The organism is Streptomyces sp. NPDC041970 (assembly GCF_055588985.1).
On sequence record NZ_JBVJCD010000011.1, the window covers coordinates 65,835 to 84,900 of the forward strand.

At 72.0% G+C, this 19,066-nt stretch carries 19 protein-coding genes; 8 read left to right on the forward strand and 11 right to left on the reverse strand.

The genetic code is table 11. From position 1 onward, the window contains the following. Positions 1–54 precede the first annotated feature (54 nt). The 7 genes from ACZ6EJ_RS08750 to ACZ6EJ_RS08780 form a co-directional block, all read right to left on the reverse strand. Positions 55–1,677 (reverse strand): DoxX family membrane protein, encoded by a 1,623-nt coding sequence (locus ACZ6EJ_RS08750; protein WP_469265521.1) that lies wholly within the window; start codon positions 1,675–1,677, stop codon positions 55–57. A 347-nt stretch (positions 1,678–2,024) separates the two neighbouring features. Continuing rightward, entirely contained in the window at positions 2,025–2,981 is a 957-nt protein-coding gene (gene rlmB / locus ACZ6EJ_RS08755; protein WP_469265523.1) for a 23S rRNA (guanosine(2251)-2'-O)-methyltransferase RlmB, read from the reverse strand. 110 nt (positions 2,982–3,091) lie between these two features. Continuing rightward, the gene (cysS, locus tag ACZ6EJ_RS08760; RefSeq protein ID WP_469265525.1) at positions 3,092–4,492 is read right to left on the reverse strand and encodes a cysteine--tRNA ligase; all 1,401 of its coding nucleotides are present in this window, start codon (positions 4,490–4,492) and stop codon (positions 3,092–3,094) included. A gap of 228 nt (positions 4,493–4,720) precedes the next feature. Beyond that, positions 4,721–5,125, reverse strand: coding sequence for a PPOX class F420-dependent oxidoreductase (locus tag ACZ6EJ_RS08765; protein WP_469265526.1), 405 nt, complete (start codon positions 5,123–5,125; stop codon positions 4,721–4,723). A gap of 385 nt (positions 5,126–5,510) precedes the next feature. Next, positions 5,511–6,026 (reverse strand): 2-C-methyl-D-erythritol 2,4-cyclodiphosphate synthase, encoded by a 516-nt coding sequence (gene ispF / locus ACZ6EJ_RS08770; RefSeq protein ID WP_469265527.1) that lies wholly within the window; start codon positions 6,024–6,026, stop codon positions 5,511–5,513. Then, positions 6,016–6,783 carry a 2-C-methyl-D-erythritol 4-phosphate cytidylyltransferase gene (gene ispD / locus ACZ6EJ_RS08775; RefSeq protein ID WP_469265529.1) on the reverse strand — a complete coding sequence of 256 codons (768 nt, stop codon included), beginning with the start codon at positions 6,781–6,783 and terminating at the stop codon, positions 6,016–6,018. Before ispD ends, ispF begins: the two co-directional genes overlap by 11 nt. 314 nt (positions 6,784–7,097) lie before the next feature. Then, complete coding sequence (locus ACZ6EJ_RS08780; RefSeq protein ID WP_003953493.1) at positions 7,098–7,580, reverse strand: CarD family transcriptional regulator; 483 nt, start codon at positions 7,578–7,580, stop codon at positions 7,098–7,100. A 776-nt stretch (positions 7,581–8,356) separates the two neighbouring features. Here ACZ6EJ_RS08780 and ACZ6EJ_RS08785 point away from each other — a divergent pair. Further along, on the forward strand, positions 8,357–9,016 hold the full coding sequence (locus ACZ6EJ_RS08785) for a DUF461 domain-containing protein (RefSeq protein WP_469265531.1): 660 nt from the start codon (positions 8,357–8,359) through the stop codon (positions 9,014–9,016). A gap of 112 nt (positions 9,017–9,128) precedes the next feature. Here the strand turns inward: ACZ6EJ_RS08785 and phoP are convergent, their stop codons facing one another. Together phoP and phoR are read right to left on the reverse strand one after the other, a co-directional pair. Continuing rightward, positions 9,129–9,800, reverse strand: coding sequence for a two-component system response regulator PhoP (gene phoP / locus ACZ6EJ_RS08790; protein WP_469265641.1), 672 nt, complete (start codon positions 9,798–9,800; stop codon positions 9,129–9,131). 5 nt (positions 9,801–9,805) lie between these two features. Then, a complete protein-coding gene (phoR, locus tag ACZ6EJ_RS08795; RefSeq protein ID WP_469265533.1) occupies positions 9,806–11,068 on the reverse strand; it encodes a two-component system sensor histidine kinase PhoR in 1,263 nt (420 codons plus the stop codon). 198 nt (positions 11,069–11,266) lie between these two features. Between phoR and phoU the strand changes: the two genes are divergently transcribed. Together phoU and ACZ6EJ_RS08805 are read left to right on the forward strand one after the other, a co-directional pair. After that, on the forward strand, positions 11,267–11,944 hold the full coding sequence (gene phoU / locus ACZ6EJ_RS08800; RefSeq protein ID WP_469265535.1) for a phosphate signaling complex protein PhoU: 678 nt from the start codon (positions 11,267–11,269) through the stop codon (positions 11,942–11,944). A 247-nt stretch (positions 11,945–12,191) separates the two neighbouring features. Beyond that, positions 12,192–12,341 (forward strand): hypothetical protein, encoded by a 150-nt coding sequence (locus ACZ6EJ_RS08805; RefSeq protein WP_469265537.1) that lies wholly within the window; start codon positions 12,192–12,194, stop codon positions 12,339–12,341. A gap of 129 nt (positions 12,342–12,470) precedes the next feature. On the opposite strand, the gene ACZ6EJ_RS08810 is transcribed toward ACZ6EJ_RS08805, so the two are convergent. Both ACZ6EJ_RS08810 and ACZ6EJ_RS08815 read right to left on the reverse strand, forming a co-directional pair. Continuing rightward, positions 12,471–13,199, reverse strand: a complete 729-nt coding sequence (locus ACZ6EJ_RS08810) for a hypothetical protein (RefSeq protein ID WP_469265539.1) — start codon at positions 13,197–13,199, stop codon at positions 12,471–12,473. Positions 13,200–13,330: 131 nt separating this feature from the next. Next, the gene (locus ACZ6EJ_RS08815; protein ID WP_469265540.1) at positions 13,331–14,659 is read right to left on the reverse strand and encodes an MDR family MFS transporter; all 1,329 of its coding nucleotides are present in this window, start codon (positions 14,657–14,659) and stop codon (positions 13,331–13,333) included. Positions 14,660–14,866: 207 nt separating this feature from the next. On the opposite strand from ACZ6EJ_RS08815, the gene ACZ6EJ_RS08820 reads away from it, so the two are divergent. From ACZ6EJ_RS08820 to ACZ6EJ_RS08840, 5 genes are all read left to right on the forward strand, one after another. Next, complete coding sequence (locus ACZ6EJ_RS08820) at positions 14,867–15,628, forward strand: phosphoglyceromutase (protein WP_469265541.1); 762 nt, start codon at positions 14,867–14,869, stop codon at positions 15,626–15,628. 278 nt (positions 15,629–15,906) lie between these two features. Then, positions 15,907–17,622, forward strand: a complete 1,716-nt coding sequence (locus ACZ6EJ_RS08825; RefSeq protein ID WP_469265642.1) for a phosphorothioated DNA-binding restriction endonuclease family protein — start codon at positions 15,907–15,909, stop codon at positions 17,620–17,622. A 71-nt stretch (positions 17,623–17,693) separates the two neighbouring features. Then, positions 17,694–18,083 (forward strand): YunG family protein, encoded by a 390-nt coding sequence (locus tag ACZ6EJ_RS08830; RefSeq protein WP_469265543.1) that lies wholly within the window; start codon positions 17,694–17,696, stop codon positions 18,081–18,083. Between the two features lie 383 nt (positions 18,084–18,466). Then, positions 18,467–18,715: a hypothetical protein gene (locus ACZ6EJ_RS08835; RefSeq protein ID WP_469265545.1), complete on the forward strand. Its 249-nt coding sequence runs from the start codon at positions 18,467–18,469 to the stop codon at positions 18,713–18,715. Then, positions 18,712–18,954, forward strand: coding sequence for a hypothetical protein (locus tag ACZ6EJ_RS08840; RefSeq protein WP_469265546.1), 243 nt, complete (start codon positions 18,712–18,714; stop codon positions 18,952–18,954). The genes ACZ6EJ_RS08835 and ACZ6EJ_RS08840 overlap by 4 nt, the downstream gene beginning before the upstream one ends. The last annotated feature ends 112 nt before the right edge of the window (positions 18,955–19,066 follow it).

Genomic DNA, 19,066 nt, shown 5'->3' on the forward strand with positions numbered 1-19,066 from the left:
CCACCCTCGCCGGGTGGGGGCCGCCCCTCGCCGCGTACGCGTACGTCCCGCGGGTCAGCCGAGGAGGCCGCCGATCGGGTTGCGGCCGCCGCCGGAGGTCGATCCGTCGCTGCCGGAGGTGGTCGTTCCGCCGGTGGGCTCCGGCTCGCCGCCGCCGGACGATCCGTCGCCGCCGGTGGCGCCGGACGAGGTGGGGCCGGCGCTCGTGGTGGCCGGGGGCTCCTGCGGGGCGGGGCGGCGCGGGGGCTCCTGGCCGGTGCCCTGGGTCTCGCTGGGCCGGGTGGCGGCCCCGGTGTCCTGCCCGTCGGAGTCGCGGGGCGCGTCCGGTGCGACCTGGCCCGTGGTGGGCGTCGTGGCCGCGTCCGAGCTGGTGGGCTCGGGGCTGCGCCGCTGCTCCGGCGTACGGGAGGGCTTGCGCTCGCCGGCGGTCTCCCGGGGCAGCGGCACGCCGGGGAGGCGGTTGGTCGGGTTGTCGTTGCGGTCGGGGACGGTGACGACCTCCGTGGAGCGGACCGCCCCGCCGAGGACGGACCCGACGAGCAGGGTGAGGCCGACGACGACCGTCGCCACGGCGGTGCCGCGGCGCAGCACCCGGCGGCGCAGGTCCCAGATCTCCGAGCGCGGGCCGAGCGTGCGCCACGCCTCCGCGGCGAGCCGGCCGTCCGCGGAGAAGACGGGGGCGCCCGCGATGATCAGGGGGCTCCAGGCGGCCAGGAAGATGATGTCCGGCGCGTCGTACACCGCGACCGTGCGCCAGCTCACCGTCACCAGGAGCGCGGCGGAGAGCAGGGCGCCGACCGAGGCCGCGACGCGCTGCCAGAGGCCGAGGACGGTGAGGACGCCGACGACGACCTGGAGGAAGGCGACGGTCAGGCCGGCGCCGACCGGGTGCGAGAGGGCGAAGTCGCGCAGCGGCTCGGCCAGCGCCCAGGGGTGCAGCGAGTTCAGCCACTTCACCATCGAGCCGCGCTCGCCGCCGTCGAAGTAGACGGGGTCGCACAGCTTGCCCATGCCGGCGTAGATGGAGATGAAGCCGAGGAAGACCCGCAGGGGCAGCAGGACCACGCCCAGGTTCATCCGGTGGCCGGGGTAGTACGCGTTCCGGACGGAGTCGCCGCCCTGCTGCCGGGCGCGGGCGGCGGCCGCGTCCTCCGCTGCGTCGTCCTCGCCGTGGTCGTGGAGGGCGTCGGGGTCCTCGGGGCCCTCGACGTGGTCGTACGCGCCGAGCGCCTGCCGCATCGGCGGGAGGAGCGGACCGGTGCGTCCCGGCCGGTGCGGGGCGGTCAGTACGGGGGTGGGCTGCGTCTCGTCCAGCAGCGGGATGACCTGTGTCGCGCCCGCCGCGTGGCCGTCCGGGCGCCCGCCGAACCCGGCGTCGAGGTGGTCGGCGGTCGAACCGCGCACGGCCTGGAGCAGGCCCGTCGCGCCGGGGTCGCCGGGAGCGGACTTGCCGCTCCAGACGACCGGCGCCCGCCTGCGGCTCCCGCCGGCACCGCTCATGGCGGGGATACGGGCCGTCTCCGCGGGGGCACCGCGCAGCCGTGCGCGCTGGCCCGGGGGGAGCTGCACCCGGAAGCTGGCGTGGTTGACGATGACCTGCGCGGGGTCGCTGTCCACCTTGGTCATGCTCAGGGCGGGTTGCTCGTCGAACCGAGGCGTTCTGGTGTCCACACTCATCTAACCGAGTGATGGGTGCTTAGGACACTGCCTTGACCGCCCGGATGTGTCCGAGACCCGTCAAGATCAGGCCAAAGTCGGGCATCTGGGGAGGCGTTCGGCGATCGCGCGGCAACTCGGCCGAGGGGCGGCCGTGTTCCGGCCGTCGCGGGACGGTCCTCCGGCGATCGCGGGACCGTACTCCGGCCGTCGCGCGACCCTTCCCCGGGCGTCGCGGGCGGGGGCGGGTGCGTTGCCGTCGGGGCCGTGCCGGGCGGGGCGGAAGCGCGCCCGCCCCCCCCTGCCGCGAGGGGCGACGGGCGGGGCGGGCGCGGTGCGCGGCCGGGCACGCGGCCGGCCGGGCGGGGTCAGCTTCGGCGGCGCGCCACCTCGTACAGCACGATGCCCGCCGCGACACCGGCGTTGAGCGACTCCGCGCCGCCCGGCATGGAGATCCGGACCCGGTAGTCGCAGGTCTCGCCGACCAGGCGGCCGAGCCCCTTGCCCTCGCTGCCGATGACGATGACGACCGGGCCGTCCAGCGCCTCCAGGTCCTCCACCGTGTGCTCGCCGTCGGCGGCCAGGCCGACGACCGTGAGGCCCGCCTTCTGGTAGCCCTCCAGCGCGCGGGTCAGGTTGGTGACCCGCGAGACCGGGGTGCGGGCCGCCGTACCGGCCGACGACTTCCACGCGCCGGCGGTCATGCCGGCCGCGCGGCGCTCGGGCACGACCACGCCGTGGCCGCCGAACGCGGAGACCGAGCGGACGATCGCGCCCAGGTTGCGCGGGTCGGTCACCCCGTCGAGGGCGACGATCAGCGGGTCCTCGTTGTTGTCGTACGCGGCGGCGGTGAGGTCCTCCGGGTGCGCGTACTCGTACGGCGGGACCTGCAGGACGAGGCCCTGGTGGTTCAGGCCGTTCGTCATCCGGTCCAGCTCGGGGCGCGGGGCCTCCATCAGGTTGATGTTGCCGCGATCGCCCGCGAGCTTGAGGACGTCGCGGACGCGCTCGTCGTTGTCGATGTACTGCTGGACGTACAGGGTGACGGCGGGCACGCCGTCGCGCAGGGCCTCGTAGACCGGGTTGCGGCCCACGACCATCTCCGAGGCGCCCTTCGCGCCGCCGCGCCGGGGGGCCGGGCGGCGGGACGCGGCCTGCTTGGCCTGGGCGGTGGCGATGCGGTTCTTCTTGTGTCCCTTGCGGGCGGAGGCGGGCGGCGTGGGTCCCTTGCCTTCGAGACCACGGCGTCGCTGGCCACCGCTGCCGACCTTCATGCCCTTCTTGTTGGACGTGCGGCGGTTCCTGCGTTGGCTGTTCCCGGCCATGATCTACCTGTTTCGTTGCTTTCAGACGTGCGTACGTATGGGGAAAGTGTGCCGTCCGGTTCCTCGGGCGGCACGTCCGCACCGGTCGGACCGGTGCCACGAGGCGGTGCTCAGCGTGCTCCGAGCGTCCACCGGGGGCCGGTGGGGCTGTCCTCGATGACGAGGCCGGACTGGCTCAGCTCGTCGCGGATGGCGTCGGCGGCGGGCCAGTCCTTGCGGGCGCGGGCGGCCTGCCGCTGGTCGAGGACGAGGCGGACGAGGGTGTCGACGACGCCGTGCAGGTCCTCGCTCCGGTCGCCCTCGCCGGCCCAGTGGGGGTCGAGCGGGTCGAGCCCGAGGACGCCGAGCATGGCCCGGACCTCGGCGAGGCGGGCGACGGCGGCTTCCTTGTCGTCGGCGGCGAGCGCGCTGTTGCCCTGGCGGACGGTGGTGTGGACGACCGCGAGCGCCTGCGGAACGCCGAGGTCCTCGTCCATCGCCTCCGCGAAGGCGGGGGGCACCTCGGCGGCCGGGGGGACCGTCTTCCCGGCCTTCTCGGTGACGCGCTGGATGAAGCCCTCGATCCGCGCGAACGCGGACTCGGCTTCGCGCAGGGCCTCCTCGCTGTACTCGATCATGGACCGGTAGTGCGGGGTGCCGAGGTAGTAGCGCAGCACGATGGGGCGCCAGTGCTTGACCATCTCGCTGACGAGGACGGAGTTGCCCAGCGACTTCGACATCTTCTCGCCGGACATGGTGACCCAGCCGTTGTGCACCCAGTAGTTGGCGAACGTGTCGCCGTACGCCTTGGCCTGGGCGATCTCGTTCTCGTGGTGCGGGAAGACGAGGTCGATGCCGCCGCCGTGGATGTCGAACGCGCTGCCCAGGTACTTGTGCGCCATCGCGGAGCACTCCAGGTGCCAGCCGGGGCGGCCGCGGCCCCACGGGGTCTCCCAGCTCGGCTCGCCCGGCTTCACGGCCTTCCACATGGCGAAGTCGCGCGGGTCGCGCTTGCCGGTCTCGCCCTCGCCGGAGGGCTGGCGCAGGTCGTCGAGCTCCTGGTTGGACAGCTCCAGGTAGCCGGGCAGGGAGCGCACGTCGAAGTAGACGTTGCCGTCGGCCTCGTAGGCGTGGCCGCGCTCGATCAGGCCGCGCATCATCTCGATCATCTCGGGGATGTGGCCGGTGGCGCGGGGCTCGTAGGTGGGCGGCAGGCAGCCGAGCACGTCGTAGCCGGCGTTGAACGCCCGCTCGTTCTCGTAGCCGATCGACCACCACGGGCGGCCCTGCTCGGCGGACTTCGCGATGATCTTGTCGTCGATGTCGGTGACGTTCCGGATGAACGTGACGTCGTAGCCGCGGTAGGTGAACCAGCGGCGCATGATGTCGAAGTTCAGGCCCGAGCGGATGTGGCCGATGTGCGGTGCTGCCTGGACGGTGGCGCCACAGAGGTAGATCGAGACGCAGCCCGCGGAGAGCGGGACGAAGTCACGGATCTGCCGGGCGCTGGTGTCGTGCAGGCGAATAGTCACGCCTCAAGGGTAGTAGGCCGACACCAGTGCCCCGCGACCCCTGCGGGGCGCCGGCCGACATTCCGCCGTCGGGGGCGCCCCGGAGGACGGTCCGGGAGGCCCCTGGGGGCGTGCGCCGGGGCCGTCGCGGATCGCGCGCCGGGGCGCGGGGCCTCCCGGTCGGCGGGGCGCGGGGACCTCCTGGTCGGGCGCGCGCCGGGGTTCGGGGCGCGCGCCCGGCGGGCGACGCTAGATCCGGCCGACGACCTTGCCCGGGGAGATCCGGACCACCACGCGCGGGCCGTCGTCGGCGGAGTCCGGGTTGAACTCCGCGTACGGCTTGCCGGTGTACTTCACCGACAGCTCGTCGATCAGCTCCTGGCCGCCCTCCCGCGTCATCGTCACCTCGCCGCGGATCTCCGCGTAGGTGTACGGGGCGTCGAAGGGCTGGACGACGACGGTGGCGCGCGGGTCGCGGCGGAGGTTCTTCTCCTTGCGGCGGCCGACGACGGTGGAGACCAGGAGGTCGTCGCCGTCGCGCTTCACCCAGACCGGGGAGAGCTGGGGGCTGCCGTCGGGCTGGATGGTGGCGATGATGACGAAGACGGGCGTGTCGAGCAGGTCCTTGAGCTGGGCGGAGAGTGCGGCGGCCATGCGTACGTCCTTCTGGGGGTGCGGGCGTCGGGGAGTGCGGGGTGTGGGAGGGGTGCGGGCGTCGGGGTCCGGGGGCTGGAACGTCCTGTGCGCTCCTACCCGGTTCTACCCGGTCCTCGCCCCCGCCCCGGTCCCGCCCCGCCCCCGCTCACCCTCCCGGCCGTTCCGGCGCGTCCCGTCCGGCCGGGAGGGTGGCGCCGGCGCCGCACCGGCCGGCGGGACCGCCGTGAGCGCCGCCCAGCCGGCGCGTATCCCACCGCCGCGCACACCGGACAGCGCGGCGCGCCCTCAGCACGCACCCGGTCAGCGCGCCCGGCCGGCGCGTGCCCCATCAGCGCGTCCAACCGGCGCGCGCCCCTCGGCACGCCGACCAGCACGCGCCCCGTCACCCGGTGCGGTAGACCAGCGCCGTGGCGATGCCGGCGAGGCCCTCGCCGCGTCCGGTGAAGCCGAGCCCGTCCGAGGTGGCGGCGGAGAGGGAGACCGGGGCGCCGACCGCGGCGGACAGCACCTTCTGCGCCTCGTCGCGCCGCTTGCCGATCTTCGGGCGGACGCCGACGACCTGGACGGCGACGTTCCCGATCTCGAAGCCCTCGGCGCGGACGATGCGGGCGGCCTCGGTGAGCAGCGTGACGCCCGCGGCCCCGGACCACTCGGGCCGGCCGGTGCCGAAGTGCTGCCCGAGGTCGCCGAGGCCGGCCGCGGAGAAGAGCGCGTTGCAGGCGGCGTGCGCGACCACGTCCGCGTCGGAGTGCCCGGCCAGGCCGGGCCCCTCGCCCTCCCATCGCAGGCCCGCGCACCACAGGTCGCGGCCCTCCTCGAAGGCGTGGATGTCGGTGCCGATCCCGACGAGCGGGATGACGGGGGCGGCGGCCGCGGCACCGGGGTCCTCAGAAGCCATCGTTGGCCCTCCTGCGGGCGAGCACCGCTTCGGCCAGCACCAGGTCGAGCGGCCGGGTCACCTTGAACGCCTCCTCGTGGCCGGGGACGACGACCACCGGCGCGCCGAGCCGCTCCACCATGCCCGCGTCGTCCGTGGCGCCCTCGCCGTCGACCGCGACCTCGGCGTGGGCCCGTACCAGCGTCTCCCGGTCGAAGCCCTGCGGCGTCTGCACCGCGCGCAGCCTGGCCCGTACGGGGGTGGCGACCACCGGTTCCGGTTCCCCCGGAGCCGCCGCGGGGCCGACCTCCTTGACGGTGTCCGCGAGGGGCAGCGCGGGGACGACGGCCGGGGCCCCGTTCCGTACGGCCTCGACCACCGCGTCCACCGTGTCCACCGGCACCAGCGGGCGGGCGGCGTCGTGGACCAGGACGACGGAGACGTCCTCGGGCAGCACGGCGATGCCGCGCCCCACGGACTCCTGGCGGGTGTCACCGCCCGGCACCACCAGGTAGTCGGTGCGCTCGGGCAGCGCGTGCTCGTCGAGGAGGTGCTTCACCTCGGCCGCGCCGTCCGGCGGGGCGACCACCACGACGAGGGAGACCGTCCGGGAGGCGGCCATGGCCCGGACCGCGTGGATCAGCATGGGCGTCCCGCCGAGCGAGCGCAGGGCCTTGGGCGCGCCCGGTCCGAGCCGGACGCCCCGTCCGGCCGCGGGGATCACCGCGGCGGTACGGGGAGGGCGCGACGGGCCGGACGGGGGTGGCGTCGATGACATCGGTTGCACTCCGAAGGATCGAAGGTTCGGCGGTGGAGGTCCGAAGGTTCGGAAGGTTTGTCGCCCCGGCCCACGTGGGTAGGGGCCCAGCGAGCCGGGCGTGCCGCCCTGACTCGGACCGGGCCCCTTCCGTGACACCCGGCCGGGCCGGACGCGGTGGCGGCCCGGTGACCCGCAAGGGCGGCAGCGGCACCCGTAGCAGGGTTCGAACATGCCGCAGCGCCCGACGACACAGCACGAAAACGGCTGGTCAGCGGGCACTGCGGCATATTCATACAACCGGTGTCATGCGATGCGCACCGGCGTGCTGCGGTTCAGGACGCGAGGACCTCGTCGAGCAGAGCCTCGGCCTTGTCCTCGTTCGTGTTCTCCGCGAGAGCCAGCTCGCTCACCAGGATCTGGCGGGCCTTGGCGAGCATCCGCTTCTCGCCGGCGGAGAGTCCGCGCTCGCGCTCCCGACGCCACAGGTCGCGCACCACTTCGGCGACCTTGATGACATCGCCGGAGGCGAGCTTCTCGAGATTCGCCTTGTAACGCCGGGACCAGTTCGTCGGCTCTTCGGCGTACGGCGCGCGCAGCACCTCGAAGACCCGGTCCAGCCCGTCCTGCCCGACCACGTCGCGCACGCCCACGAACTCCGCATTGTCCGCGGGCACACGAACCGTCAAGTCGCCCTGGGCGACCTTGAGCACCAAGTAGGTCTTGTCCACGCCTTTGATCTGGCGAGTTTCGATAGCCTCGATCAGCGCGGCCCCGTGATGGGGATAGACCACGGTGTCGCCAACCTTGAACGTCATGTGACAGGTACCCCTTCCGTGGCTATCCAGAGTAACACGAGAATCGCCTCTCCTGAATGGCGTTTTCGCAGGTCAGGGCATATCTCGGGGCTTGACAACAGCAACACGGACGTGCTGCGGAAGCCTTCCGGAAGGCGGTATTCGCAGGTGGGAGCCGCTGTGCGCCCGACGCCAAACGCTCGCGCCGCGCAGCCCGGAAGCCCTACAGAAGAGGCCGAAAGTCCCGGTTTGTCGCTTTCTGGAGGCCGATCATTCAGCGCTCCGTTCGACACTCGCTCACCCGTACGGGTGTAAGTACCGGCCCGCAATGGAATTGATCAAGCCGTTCCGCCCCGTGCGCCGCTTTCCGTCGTACGGGCCGGAGAGCGAAGAAGCGGGAAGCGGGGCCGCCCCGGAAGCGGTGAAGACGGGAAGCCGAAGCGGATAATGCGCCACCGCCGGCGGAATTGATCACGGGGTTTATGTGAACACCGTGTGGCATAGCGGAGGCCGAAGGGCCTGACCGGAGGTCGGTACGCGCCTGCCGGCGCCCTTACGGTCCACCGCCGGACCGGACGCCGGGAAGTGGTGGAGGGCACAGGGGCGGGTCGGGTGCGGGCCGGGCGCGGCGGCTCGGTAGCCTAAGCCCGCTGACACACCCTTGGGGCGGCTTCGGCGTCTCTCCTTCCGCCGCCGTTGCCGGGGAGGGTCGGCACGACGTGAAGCCGGAGCACCACCGGCGCCACCGCCCGACGTCCGAAGCCCGCAGTCCGATCGTTCAAGGAGTTGCCGCCGCCGTGAGCCGCAGCCTTCGACACGGCGCTCTCGCCGCCACTGCCATCGCGTTCTCCATCGTCTCGCTGTCCGCCTGCAGCGCGGGCAACGACGCCCAGACGCTCCAGGTCAGGCCGGACAACGCGGCCACCTCGGTCGGCACCATCAAGATCCAGAACGTGAACGTCATCACCCAGCCCGAGAAGGGCGAGGGCCCGGCCGCCGTCGCCGCGACCCTGTTCAACGAGGGCTCCGAGCGCGAGGTGCTGGAAGCCGTCACGCTGCCCGGCAGCGACGCCGAGGTGAAGCTGCGGGCGGCCGGGGGCAAGGGCCCCATCGTCGTCCCGCCCGGCGGCCAGGTCATCCTCGGCGGCAAGGGCAACGCCGCCGCCATGATCGAGAACGGCCACGAGGCCACGCGCGACGGCGACGTGCAGCAGGTCGTCTTCAAGCTGAGCCGCACCGGCGACGTCGCCCTCGGGGCCAACGTCTACCCGGCCGAGGGCTTCTTCAAGGACTTCGGCCCCGCCCCGCAGACCGCGACCCCGACGCCCGAGCCGAGTGCGACGCCCTCCGGGAGCGCCGAGACCCCCGGCGGGGCCGCGGAGACTCCGGGCGCGACCGAGGGCGGGACGCCGGGCACGCCGGACGGCGCCGCCTCCACGCAGCCCGCGGCCCACTGAGGCCCGCACGCCGACCGCGTACGCACGGCACCGAGCACGACGAAGGGCGCCCCCGGCCGGGGGCGCCCTTCGTGTCGTCGTCCGGACCGCTCCTCGCCGGAGCGGGTGCCGTCTACGGCTCGAACTTGTACCCGAGGCCCCGCACCGTGACGAGGTAGCGCGGCGCGCCGGGGTCGGGCTCGATCTTGGCGCGCAGGCGCTTGACGTGGACGTCGAGGGTCTTGGTGTCGCCGACGTAGTCCGCGCCCCAGACCCGGTCGATGAGCTGCATCCGGGTCAGCACGCGGCCCGCGTTGCGCAGCAGCATCTCCAGCAGGTCGAACTCCTTGAGCGGGAGGTCGACCTTTGCGCCGGAGACGGTGACGACGTGGCGGTCCACGTCCATCCGGACCGGGCCCGCCTCCAGGGCCGCCGGGGTGACCTCCTCCGGCTCGCCGCGGCGGCGCAGGACCGCGCGGATGCGGGCGACCAGCTCGCGGGAGGAGAAGGGCTTGGTGACGTAGTCGTCGGCTCCTATCTCCAGCCCGACGACCTTGTCGATCTCGCTGTCCTTGGCGGTGACCATGATCACCGGAACGTTGGAGCGGCTGCGGAGCTGGCGGCAGACCTCGGTGCCGGGCAGGCCGGGGAGCATCAGGTCGAGCAGGACCAGGTCGGCGCCGTTGCGCTCGAACTCGTCCAGGCCGTCGGGGCCGGTCGCCGCGATGGCGACCTCGAAACCTTCCTTGCGCAGCATGTAGGACAGGGCGTCGCTGAAGGATTCCTCATCCTCGACGACAAGCACTCGGGTCACGGAAGAGCCTCCGGGGCAGGGAAGGGGTCAAAGGTGTCGGTCTCGTACGGCCCCTCGTCGTCGCCGTTGACGATAAGCGGTCCGCCGGTGGTGCGCTCCCTCACGACGCCCGATTCGGGCAGCCGGAGGGTGAAGGTGGAGCCCTGGCCCTCGGAGCTCCATACGGTGACCTCCCCGCCGTGCGAGGCGGCCACGTGCTTGACGATGGCGAGGCCGAGACCGGTGCCACCGGTGGCCCGCGAGCGGGCCGGGTCGACGCGGTAGAACCGCTCGAAGACCCGTTCGCGGTCCTTCTCCGAGATGCCGAGACCCTGGTCGGTGACGGCGATCTCGATGAGGTCCCCGCCGGGAGCGGTCACACGGCGCGCGGCGATGCCGACGCGGGTGCGGGCGGGGCTGTAGTTGACGGCGTTCTCGACGAGGTTGCCGAGCGCCGCGGCGAGCTGGCTCCGGTTGCCCCAGACCGTGAGGTCCTCGGCGCCCCCGGAGGCGATCGTGATCTGCTTCGCTCCCGCCTGCTGGCGGCAGCGGTCGACGGCCTCGTCGACCAGCGTCTCCACCGGGACCGGCTCGGCGTCCTCCAGCGGGTCGTCGTTCTGCACCCGCGAGAGGTCGATCAGCTCCTGGACGAGGTTGGTCAGCCGGGTCGCCTCGATCTGCATCCGTCCGGCGAACCGCTCCACCGCCTCCGGATCGTCCGAGGCGTCCATGACCGCTTCCGAGAGCAGCGAGAGCGCGCCCGTGGGGGTCTTCAGCTCATGGCTGACGTTGGCGACGAAGTCGCGCCGGACCGCTTCGATCCGCCGCGCCTCGGTGAGGTCCTCGACCAGCAGCAGCACCAGCCGCGAGCCCAGCGGGGCGACCCGCGCGGAGACGGCCAGCACCTCGCCCCGGCCGGTGCCGCGCCGGGGGAGGTCCAGCTCGACCTGCCGTATCTCACCGTCCCGGCGGGTGTCCCTGGCCATGTTGAGCATGGGCTCCACGGCCAGCCGGCCGCCCCTGACCAGGCCCAGGGCGTACGCCGCCGAGCTGGCCTTCACCACGCTGTCGCTCTCGTCGAGGACGACGGCGGAGGAGCTGAGCACGGAGAGGACGATGTCCACGCCGGGTGGGAGAGCGGCGTTGCCGTCCGGCCGCAGCGAGGTCCGCGTGGGCCGTTTGAGGTCGCGCTCGCTCCAGCGGAACGCCAGCATGGCGATCACACCGGTGCACAGCCCGGCGATCGCTGCTGCTGCGGCGACCGCCGCGTTCACGTCCATGCTTCAAGGTTATGCGGCCGCGACAACCCCCTCCCAGCCGTCCGTGTGCTATCTCGAACACTCGTCGCCCAGAGTTCACTGGGGGGATGGGGCCGGTTCATTTACGGGGTTGGATTCGGACGCGTTGCGGCCGCACCGTGGGAGCGTGGGGGTCGGTCCGAGACCCCGGCCTCAGTTCGGAACTGGAGAGGGACTTCCATGCGCGACGCTTACCACGAGGAACTCGATTCGATCGGAGAGGGCCTGGTCGAGATGGCCCGGCTGGTCGGTTCGGCGATCGGCCGGGCGACCACGTCCATGCTCGACGCGGACCTGACGCTGGCGGAGAGCGTGATCGCCGGCGACCAGAAGGTCGACGAGCTCCAGCACGACCTGGAGGCCCGCGCCATCGCGCTCCTCGCCCGCCAGCAGCCGGTCGCCACCGACCTGCGCATCGTGGTGACCTCGCTGCGGATGAGCGCCGACCTGGAGCGCTCCGGCGACCTCGCCCAGCACGTGGCGAAGCTGGCCCGGCTGCGCTTCCCGCAGTCGGCGGTCCCCCACGACCTGCACGCCACCATCCTGGAGATGGGGCAGCTCGCGCAGCGCCTGATGGCCAAGGCGGCCGAGGTCATCATCACCAAGGACGTCGACCTCGCCCTCCAGTTGGAGCAGGACGACGACGAGATGGACCTGCTGCACCGCACGCTGTTCCAGCACCTGATGGACGACCGCTGGAAGCACGGCATCGAGACGGCCGTCGACGTGACCCTCCTGGGCCGCTACTACGAGCGCTTCGCCGACCACGCGGTCTCGGTCGCCAAGCGCGTCGTCTACCTGGTGACGGGCGAGCACGCGGACGAGATCCAGGCGGCGGCCCCGGTCGAGGGCGCGTAGCCGCCCCGTCGGGCCCGGTCCCGTACGCCCCGGCGCATCGACGGCGCACGCCTGTCGCACATACGTTTCTGCACGGATGCGCCGTTGATGCGCCCGCCGGGGTGGGCATGGAATGGGGTGGGCGGCGGCGTACCGACGTGTTCCGTGGGTCGTGCCGTACGCCTCGGCGTACGAGTACGTCTCGTACGCCACCGGCGGCGGCGCGGCACGCGTCCGCCGCCCAGCCGTACGCCCCTGAGGAGGAACCATGGCCGATTCCCCCACGACCGACCCCCAGCAGGAGATCCCGACCGAAGTGGTGCGCCTGACCGTGCTCGGCGCCTGCGGCTGCGGCTCGGGCTGCGGATGCGGCTGCCAGTCCGGTGCTCCGTGCCAGTGCGGCGGCTGCTCCGGCTGACGCGCGCACCCCGACGCGGACGGCGCCCGCCCGGAGCACTCTCCGGGCGGGCGCCGTCCGCGGGCGGTGGGCCCGCAGATACCGCCGGGGGCCGGTCGCCGGGAGCTCGGCGTTCCGGCGCAGCGGCGATCAGCCGGGCGCGTCCTCGGAGGCCGGCGGCGTGCTCGCCGGCCACGGCCACGACGTCGGGGGCGGGCCGAACGCGCGACGGGCGGCCTTCACGGTCAGCGCGGCCATGGCGGCGTTGGCCCCGCCCCCGATGACGGCCCCGATGCCGAAGGGCGCGACGCGGCCGAGGACGATGATCCCCTGCTTGGTCCCGTACTTCGTGATGAAGTTCCGCCCCAGGATCTTGTTGATCTGGCGCAACGTCGTCAGCGGCACCTTCGCGACGATCTGACGCCCCCAGTGCTGACCGGTGCGCTCGGCGACCTTGGTGATGGTGGCGGACCCGGACCCGCCGAGCATGAGGCCCAGCACGATCGTCCGGCGGCGCTCGACCTCGTCGAGGGGGACGCCGTGGATCTCGGCGACCGAGAGCGCGAAGAGGGCGCTCAGCTCGAGGGACGAGAACGTCTCGCCCGCCGACAGGGCCAGGGCGGCCCCCGTGCCCACGCCGGGCGCGGCCGCGGCGCCGCCGACCGCGGCGCCCGTACCGGCGAGGGCGCTGACGTACATCCGCTCCAGGTTGCGGACCACCTCCGCGGGCGTCGCGTCCGGGTTCCGCTGGCGGGCCCGAGCGATGTTCTTGCTCACCAGCGGGGTCTGGAAGTCGATCGCCTTGTCCAGCAGGTCGAGGACGCGCTGCCCGCGTCCCGCCGACTCCGGAACCGCACCGTCGGAGGCATCTATGGCCATGCCCTGAACTCCTCGTGTCGTCACGTCCGGACGATCCTCCCACCCGATCATCCGAACGCGCCCCGCTTCCGGCGGACTTGGGCCTCCACCGCCGGGCACGGGCGGCACGCCCCCCGGCGCCGGGACGACGGTCAGACCGCGCGCTCCACCGGCGCGGGCTCCGGCTCGGCCAGGTCGGGGCGGGCCTCGGCCGGGACGGGGGCGGGTTCGACGGGCGTCGGCGCGGCCTCCGGGTCGGCGGACTCGTCGCGCGGCAGGTTGCGCATCAGCAGCCAGTAGCCGGCGCCGGCGACGGTGCCGATCACCGCGCAGGCGCCCCAGAGCCAGGCGGCGCCGTAACGGTCGATGACGACGCCCGACATCAGGGGCGCGACCAGCGCGGCGACCGACCAGGACATCGTGTACACGCCCTGGTAGCGGCCGCGGCCCTGGGCGGGCGACAACTGGACGACCAGCCCGGTCTGGGTGGGGGCGTTCACGATCTCGGCGAGGGTCCAGACGCACACCGTCAGGGCGTACACCGCCACCGACCCGGCGAACGCGGTCAGCCCGAACCCGTACCCCGCGAGCAGCGAGGAGATGATCAGCAGCCGGCGCGGGTCGCGGTGCTGGATGAACCGGGTGACGGGGATCTGGAGCGCCACGATCAGGACGCCGTTGACGGCGATGGCGGTACCGAACTCGGAGCTGGACAGCCCGTCCGCCCCCATCGCCACCGGCAGCCCCACGTACCCCTGCTGGAAGATCAGCGACACCAGGAACGACAGTCCCACGACCCCCATGAAGCGCCCGTCGCGCAGGACGGTGGTCAGCCGCACCTCGTCCTTGGCGCGCTTGCCGCCGACGGTCGGCGCCGGGGCCTGCTCGGGCCGCGACTCCGGCACCTTCGCGAAGACGACGACGGCGCAGACCAGGGTCATCAGGGCCTCGCCGAGGAAGCCGGCGCGGTAGCTGTACTCCGCGATGAACCCGGCTCCGGCCGACGAGATCGCGAAGCCGAGGTTGATGGCCCAGTAGTTGAGCGAGAAGGCCCTGACCCGGTCCTTGGGCTCCACGATGTCCGCCATCATCGCCTGGACGGCGGGGCGCGAGGCGTTGCTCGCCATGCCGACGAAGAACGCCACGGCGGCGATGGCGAAGGGGTGCACCATGAACCCGAGCACCGCCACGGAGACCGCCATCGAGAGCTGCGCGATCAACATGGTGGGCCGCCGCCCGAGCCGGTCGGTCATCACGCCCGCGCCGATCGAGGAGATGACTCCGCCGAGCCCGTGGAGCGCGGCGACCAGACCGGCGTACGAGGCGGAATAGCCCCGGTCCAGGGTCAGGTACAGCGCCATGAACGTCGCGACGAACGCCCCGAGGCGGTTGACCAGGGTGCTCAGCCACAGCCACCAGAACTCCCGCGGCAGCCCGGAGACGGTCTCGCGGGCGGCTGTTCGCAGACCGGCGACGGACATAAGGATTCCCCCCACGGGACGTACGGACCGAGCGCCGCCGGTAAGACTCCCGACGACCCACCGAACATTACGAAGCCGGGCTTCCCGACCGCCACCCGATTGACGCCCGCCGTCAATCGTCGCGGCGGCCGAACGTCCGGACGGCACGGGCGTCCGCGGTACGGGCGGGCGCGCGGAGCCCGCGGGGGTTCCATTACGCTCGGACCCATGGCCGACGCACCGTACAAGCTGATCCTCCTCCGCCACGGCGAGAGCGAATGGAACGCGAAGAACCTGTTCACCGGCTGGGTGGACGTCAACCTCACCGAAAAGGGCGAGAAGGAGGCGGTCCGCGGCGGTGAGCTGCTCAAGGACGCCGGCCTGCTCCCCGACGTCCTGCACACCTCCCTCCAGCGACGGGCGATCCGCACCGCCCAGCTCGCCCTGGAGTCCGCTGACCGCCTCTGGATTCCGGTCCGCCGCTCCTGGCGCCTGAACGAGCGCCACTACGGCGCGCTCCAGGGCAAGGACAAGGCCCAGACGCTCGCCGAGTTCGGCGAGGAGCAGTTCATGCTGTGGCGCCGCTCGTACGACACCCCGCCGCCGCCGCTGGCCCGCGACGCGGAGTACTCCCAGTTCGCGGACCCGCGCTACGCGACCCTCCCCCCGGAGCTGCGCCCGGACACGGAGTGCCTGAAGGACGTCGTCGTCCGGATGCTCCCGTACTGGTTCGACAGCATCGTCCCGGACCTCCTCACCGGCCGCACGGTCCTGGTCGCCGCCCACGGCAACAGCCTCCGCGCCCTGGTGAAGCACCTGGACGGCATCTCGGACGAGGACATCGCGGGCCTCAACATCCCGACCGGCATCCCGCTCTCCTACGAGCTGGACGCCGACTTCAAGCCGCTGAAGGCGGGCGGCACGTATCTGGACCCGGACGCGGCGAAGGCCGCGATCGAGGCCGTGAAGAACCAGGGCAAGAAGAAGTAACCACCTCTGCCCGGCTCGTCGAGCCCCCTGTTTCGCTGATATTCCGCGAGACAGGGGGCTTTCTTGCTCGGTGGAAGGGTTGCGTCGAAGACCCGAAAGCGATCAGGACCTGCCGCCCGATTTCACCACGAGCCGGACATGCCTTGCTCACCGCTTCAGGGCACTGGCAAAATCACCGGCAGACGATGATGACGTACGGGGGATGGTCAGTGGGAACGCAGTTGCGTGTCGGTCAGGTGCTCCGGTCCGGGCAGGACAGGGACCCCTCGGTGGCCACCATGAACGGCTACCCGAATATCCATCACGTCACGGCCTCTCAGGTTCTCGCTCAGATCCAGTTGAGCAAGGGGATCAACCCCATGGCGGAGGTCAAAGTTGACGGAGGGCGACGAAGGCCGGCCATTTTGATCCGGTCCAGCCCCTGGAAGGCCGGCACACCGGAGACGCCCTGGCACGATGTGTTCGACCTGGACAACGGTCGCGTCCGCTACTTCGGGGACCATCGCGTCGACCACACGGTCGCCGTCGGTACCACGCAGGGGAATTCCTTGCTGCTGAAGGCTTTGGCAGAGCACCAAGCGCCCACCGAGGAACAGCGGGCGTCCGCCGTTCCGCTGCTCGTCTTCGCTGCGGTGTCGCGCAATAACGCTCGCAAGGGCTATGTCCAGTTCTACGGGGTCGCCGTCATGGAGAGCGCAAAGCGGATCGAGCAGGAATCCGAGGGCTTGGTCTACCCCAATTACCAGTACGATCTCGCCCTTCTGGATGCACGTCCGGAAAACGACATGATCGACTGGGCATGGATCGAAGCCCGAGGAAACGCCGAACTCTCTGCCGCCGAAGCGTTGGAGCACGCGCCACGTTCCTGGCGTCGGTGGGTGCAACACGGGCAGGCAGTGTTGCCCACCGTTCGGCAGAGTGCAGCCCGACCGGCGGTGCATCAGCCCCGACACTCGCCGTCCATGACACGCGCAGAGCAGGCGGCACAGAATATTCTTCCCCGTCCTCGAACGACGGCGGATGTGCCGGACACACCTGCAGGCGGGGCGCCATCCGAGGAGCTCAACGCGAGCAAACTCATGGAGAGGCTGAGAAGGCTCAGGGTCCACCAGCGAAACGGCCGGCGGAGCAGGCACAAGCCTTTGGCTCTCCTGTGGAGCATCTCCAGGGTCGCCTCGGGAGAACCGCGCCTGGCGCCGTGGCGGGAGTTCCGCGACGAGGTCGGTGGACTGATGACAGAATTCGGTCTCCCCCACTCTTCCCTGACTCCGGAATATCCCTTCTGGCATTTGAGGTCCAGTCGGCTGTGGGATGTCCGCGGCGTACCGCCCGAAGAAGACGGCCAGCCGCGCGTGACCTTGTTCGACGAATCCAATCCCGAAGGTGGAGTGACCGAGGAGGCCGCACGCCTCTTGAAGGACCCCTTCATCCGGTCCCAAGCCATCGCCGTACTCCGGGAGACCTACCTCGCCGACGTCGATCAGCCCGCCCTGATGGCACGACTGGGGTTGGCCGGGTACGACACCGCAAGCGGCGTCCAAGGCGATGCGGACATGCAGGAGACGCAGCGCGGCCCTGCGGAGCGGCGGGCCGGCAACACATCCCGCATCGTCCGTGACGTCGCGTTGGCGGAACGCGTGAAAAGAATGCACGCCGATCACTGTCAAATCTGTGGTCGTCAGGTGCCTGTCAGATTTGGTACGTATAGCGAAGCCGCCCACATCCGCGGTCTCGGCCGTCCCCACAACGGGCCCGACGAGTTGTCCAACCTTCTCGTGTTGTGCCCGAATCATCATGTGCAGTTCGACCGACTCGCCCTTTACGTGGACGGCGCCGGCACGGTCCGTTCGACCACCGACGGCAACCCCGAAGGAAAACTTCGCCGACTGCCCGAGCATCCGATCAGTGACGCCCACCTGCGCTATCAGCGGGCTCTCTGCGGCAGAGACGACACGGTAGACGAGGACCACGACGCGCTCGCCACACCACTCTGAGCACTGCGGTCGTCCGCACCGTGGTGACGACGGCGCAGGCGTTGTCAGACCCTCCTGCCACCATGGCCGTCATGACGACCCTTCTCCTCACCGACATCGAGCGCGCCCTCCGCAGCAGTTGGAGTGCCGAGACCTGCACTCCGGAGTACCGGGCGCGGTGGACTCCGGACAATCCGGCGCGCGATCAGTGCGGGGTGACCGCCATGGTGCTGAACGACCTGGTGGGTGGGGAGTTGATCCGGGGCGAGGTGCACGTCGAGGGTGTGCGGGTGGACTACCACTGGTGGAACCGGTTGGGCGAGGGCGTCGAGGTCGACCTGACGCGGGAGCAGTTCGGGCCCGAGGAGGTCGTCGTCGGGGGCGACGTCATAGCCCGGCCGCCGGTGAGCGAGTGGAAGCGGCTCCAGGAGGAGTACGCGCTGCTCCGCCGGCGGGTGTTGGAGCGGCTCGGGCGGGGCTGATCCGCGCCGGGGGCCTGCGCACCTGAGCACCGGAGACCCTGCGCGGCTACGCCCGCAGGCTCCGCTCGCCCTCGTACCGGGAGGCTCCCGGTGCACCCCCGCGACCGGGCCCGGCGCATCTTCGTACCGGGGGCCCGGCGCATCTTCGTACCGGTCGCGGCGCGCACCCCTTCCAGGTTCAGCGCACCTCCGGTACGAGGGCGCCCGGCGTGCACCCGCGCCGAGAGGTGATCCTTCGCTGCGAGCCCAAGTGGCCCGCGTACGCACTACGGTGGAGCCGTGCCACCCGTGACGGTCCACGACCGCCCCAGGCGTGACCGAGGCGGTGGGCCGTCGGGCCGCGGTGCGGCGCCTCACGGGCAGGGAGATCGGGGGAAGCGATCATGGGCGAGTCTCTGAAGACCTTCGTCGGCGGAGCCGAGGTCGAGGTGCCCAACAGCATCCCGGACATCCGGGCCGCGCTGCCCGAGGAGAGACGCGCGGAGTTCGACCTCGCCATCAACGGCGCCGGGGTGCACGAGATCCAGGCCGTCATGCGGCACTGGATGCTGGAGGCCGTCCCCGACCCCGAGGCCGAGCAGATCCTGGACCGGCTGGCGCAGGACGAGGCCGAGAGGCGGAGCGTCGCTTGAGTTTCCGCATCTCCTACGCACCGCCCGCCGACGACACCCTGGCCAAGATGCGCGACGGCGAGGCGTTCCGCGACGCCATGGCCCGCACCCTGGGCCAGGAGCCGTACGGGCACGCCTCGTCCGCCGTCAAGAGCGAGCGGGACCGGCGGGAGGCGACGGTCTGCGGGGCCATCGTCCTCTACTACGTCTCCCGGTCCGTGCTGACCGTCACCGTCGTCCGGCTCGTCCCCCTGCCCTGACGCCGGAGCGCCGGGGCAGGGGGCGTACGTCAACCGGAACCCCCAGCGCCGGGGCAGGGGAACGTACGGCTCCCTCCGCCCCCGCAGCACCGGTGCAGAGCGGTGCACGTCA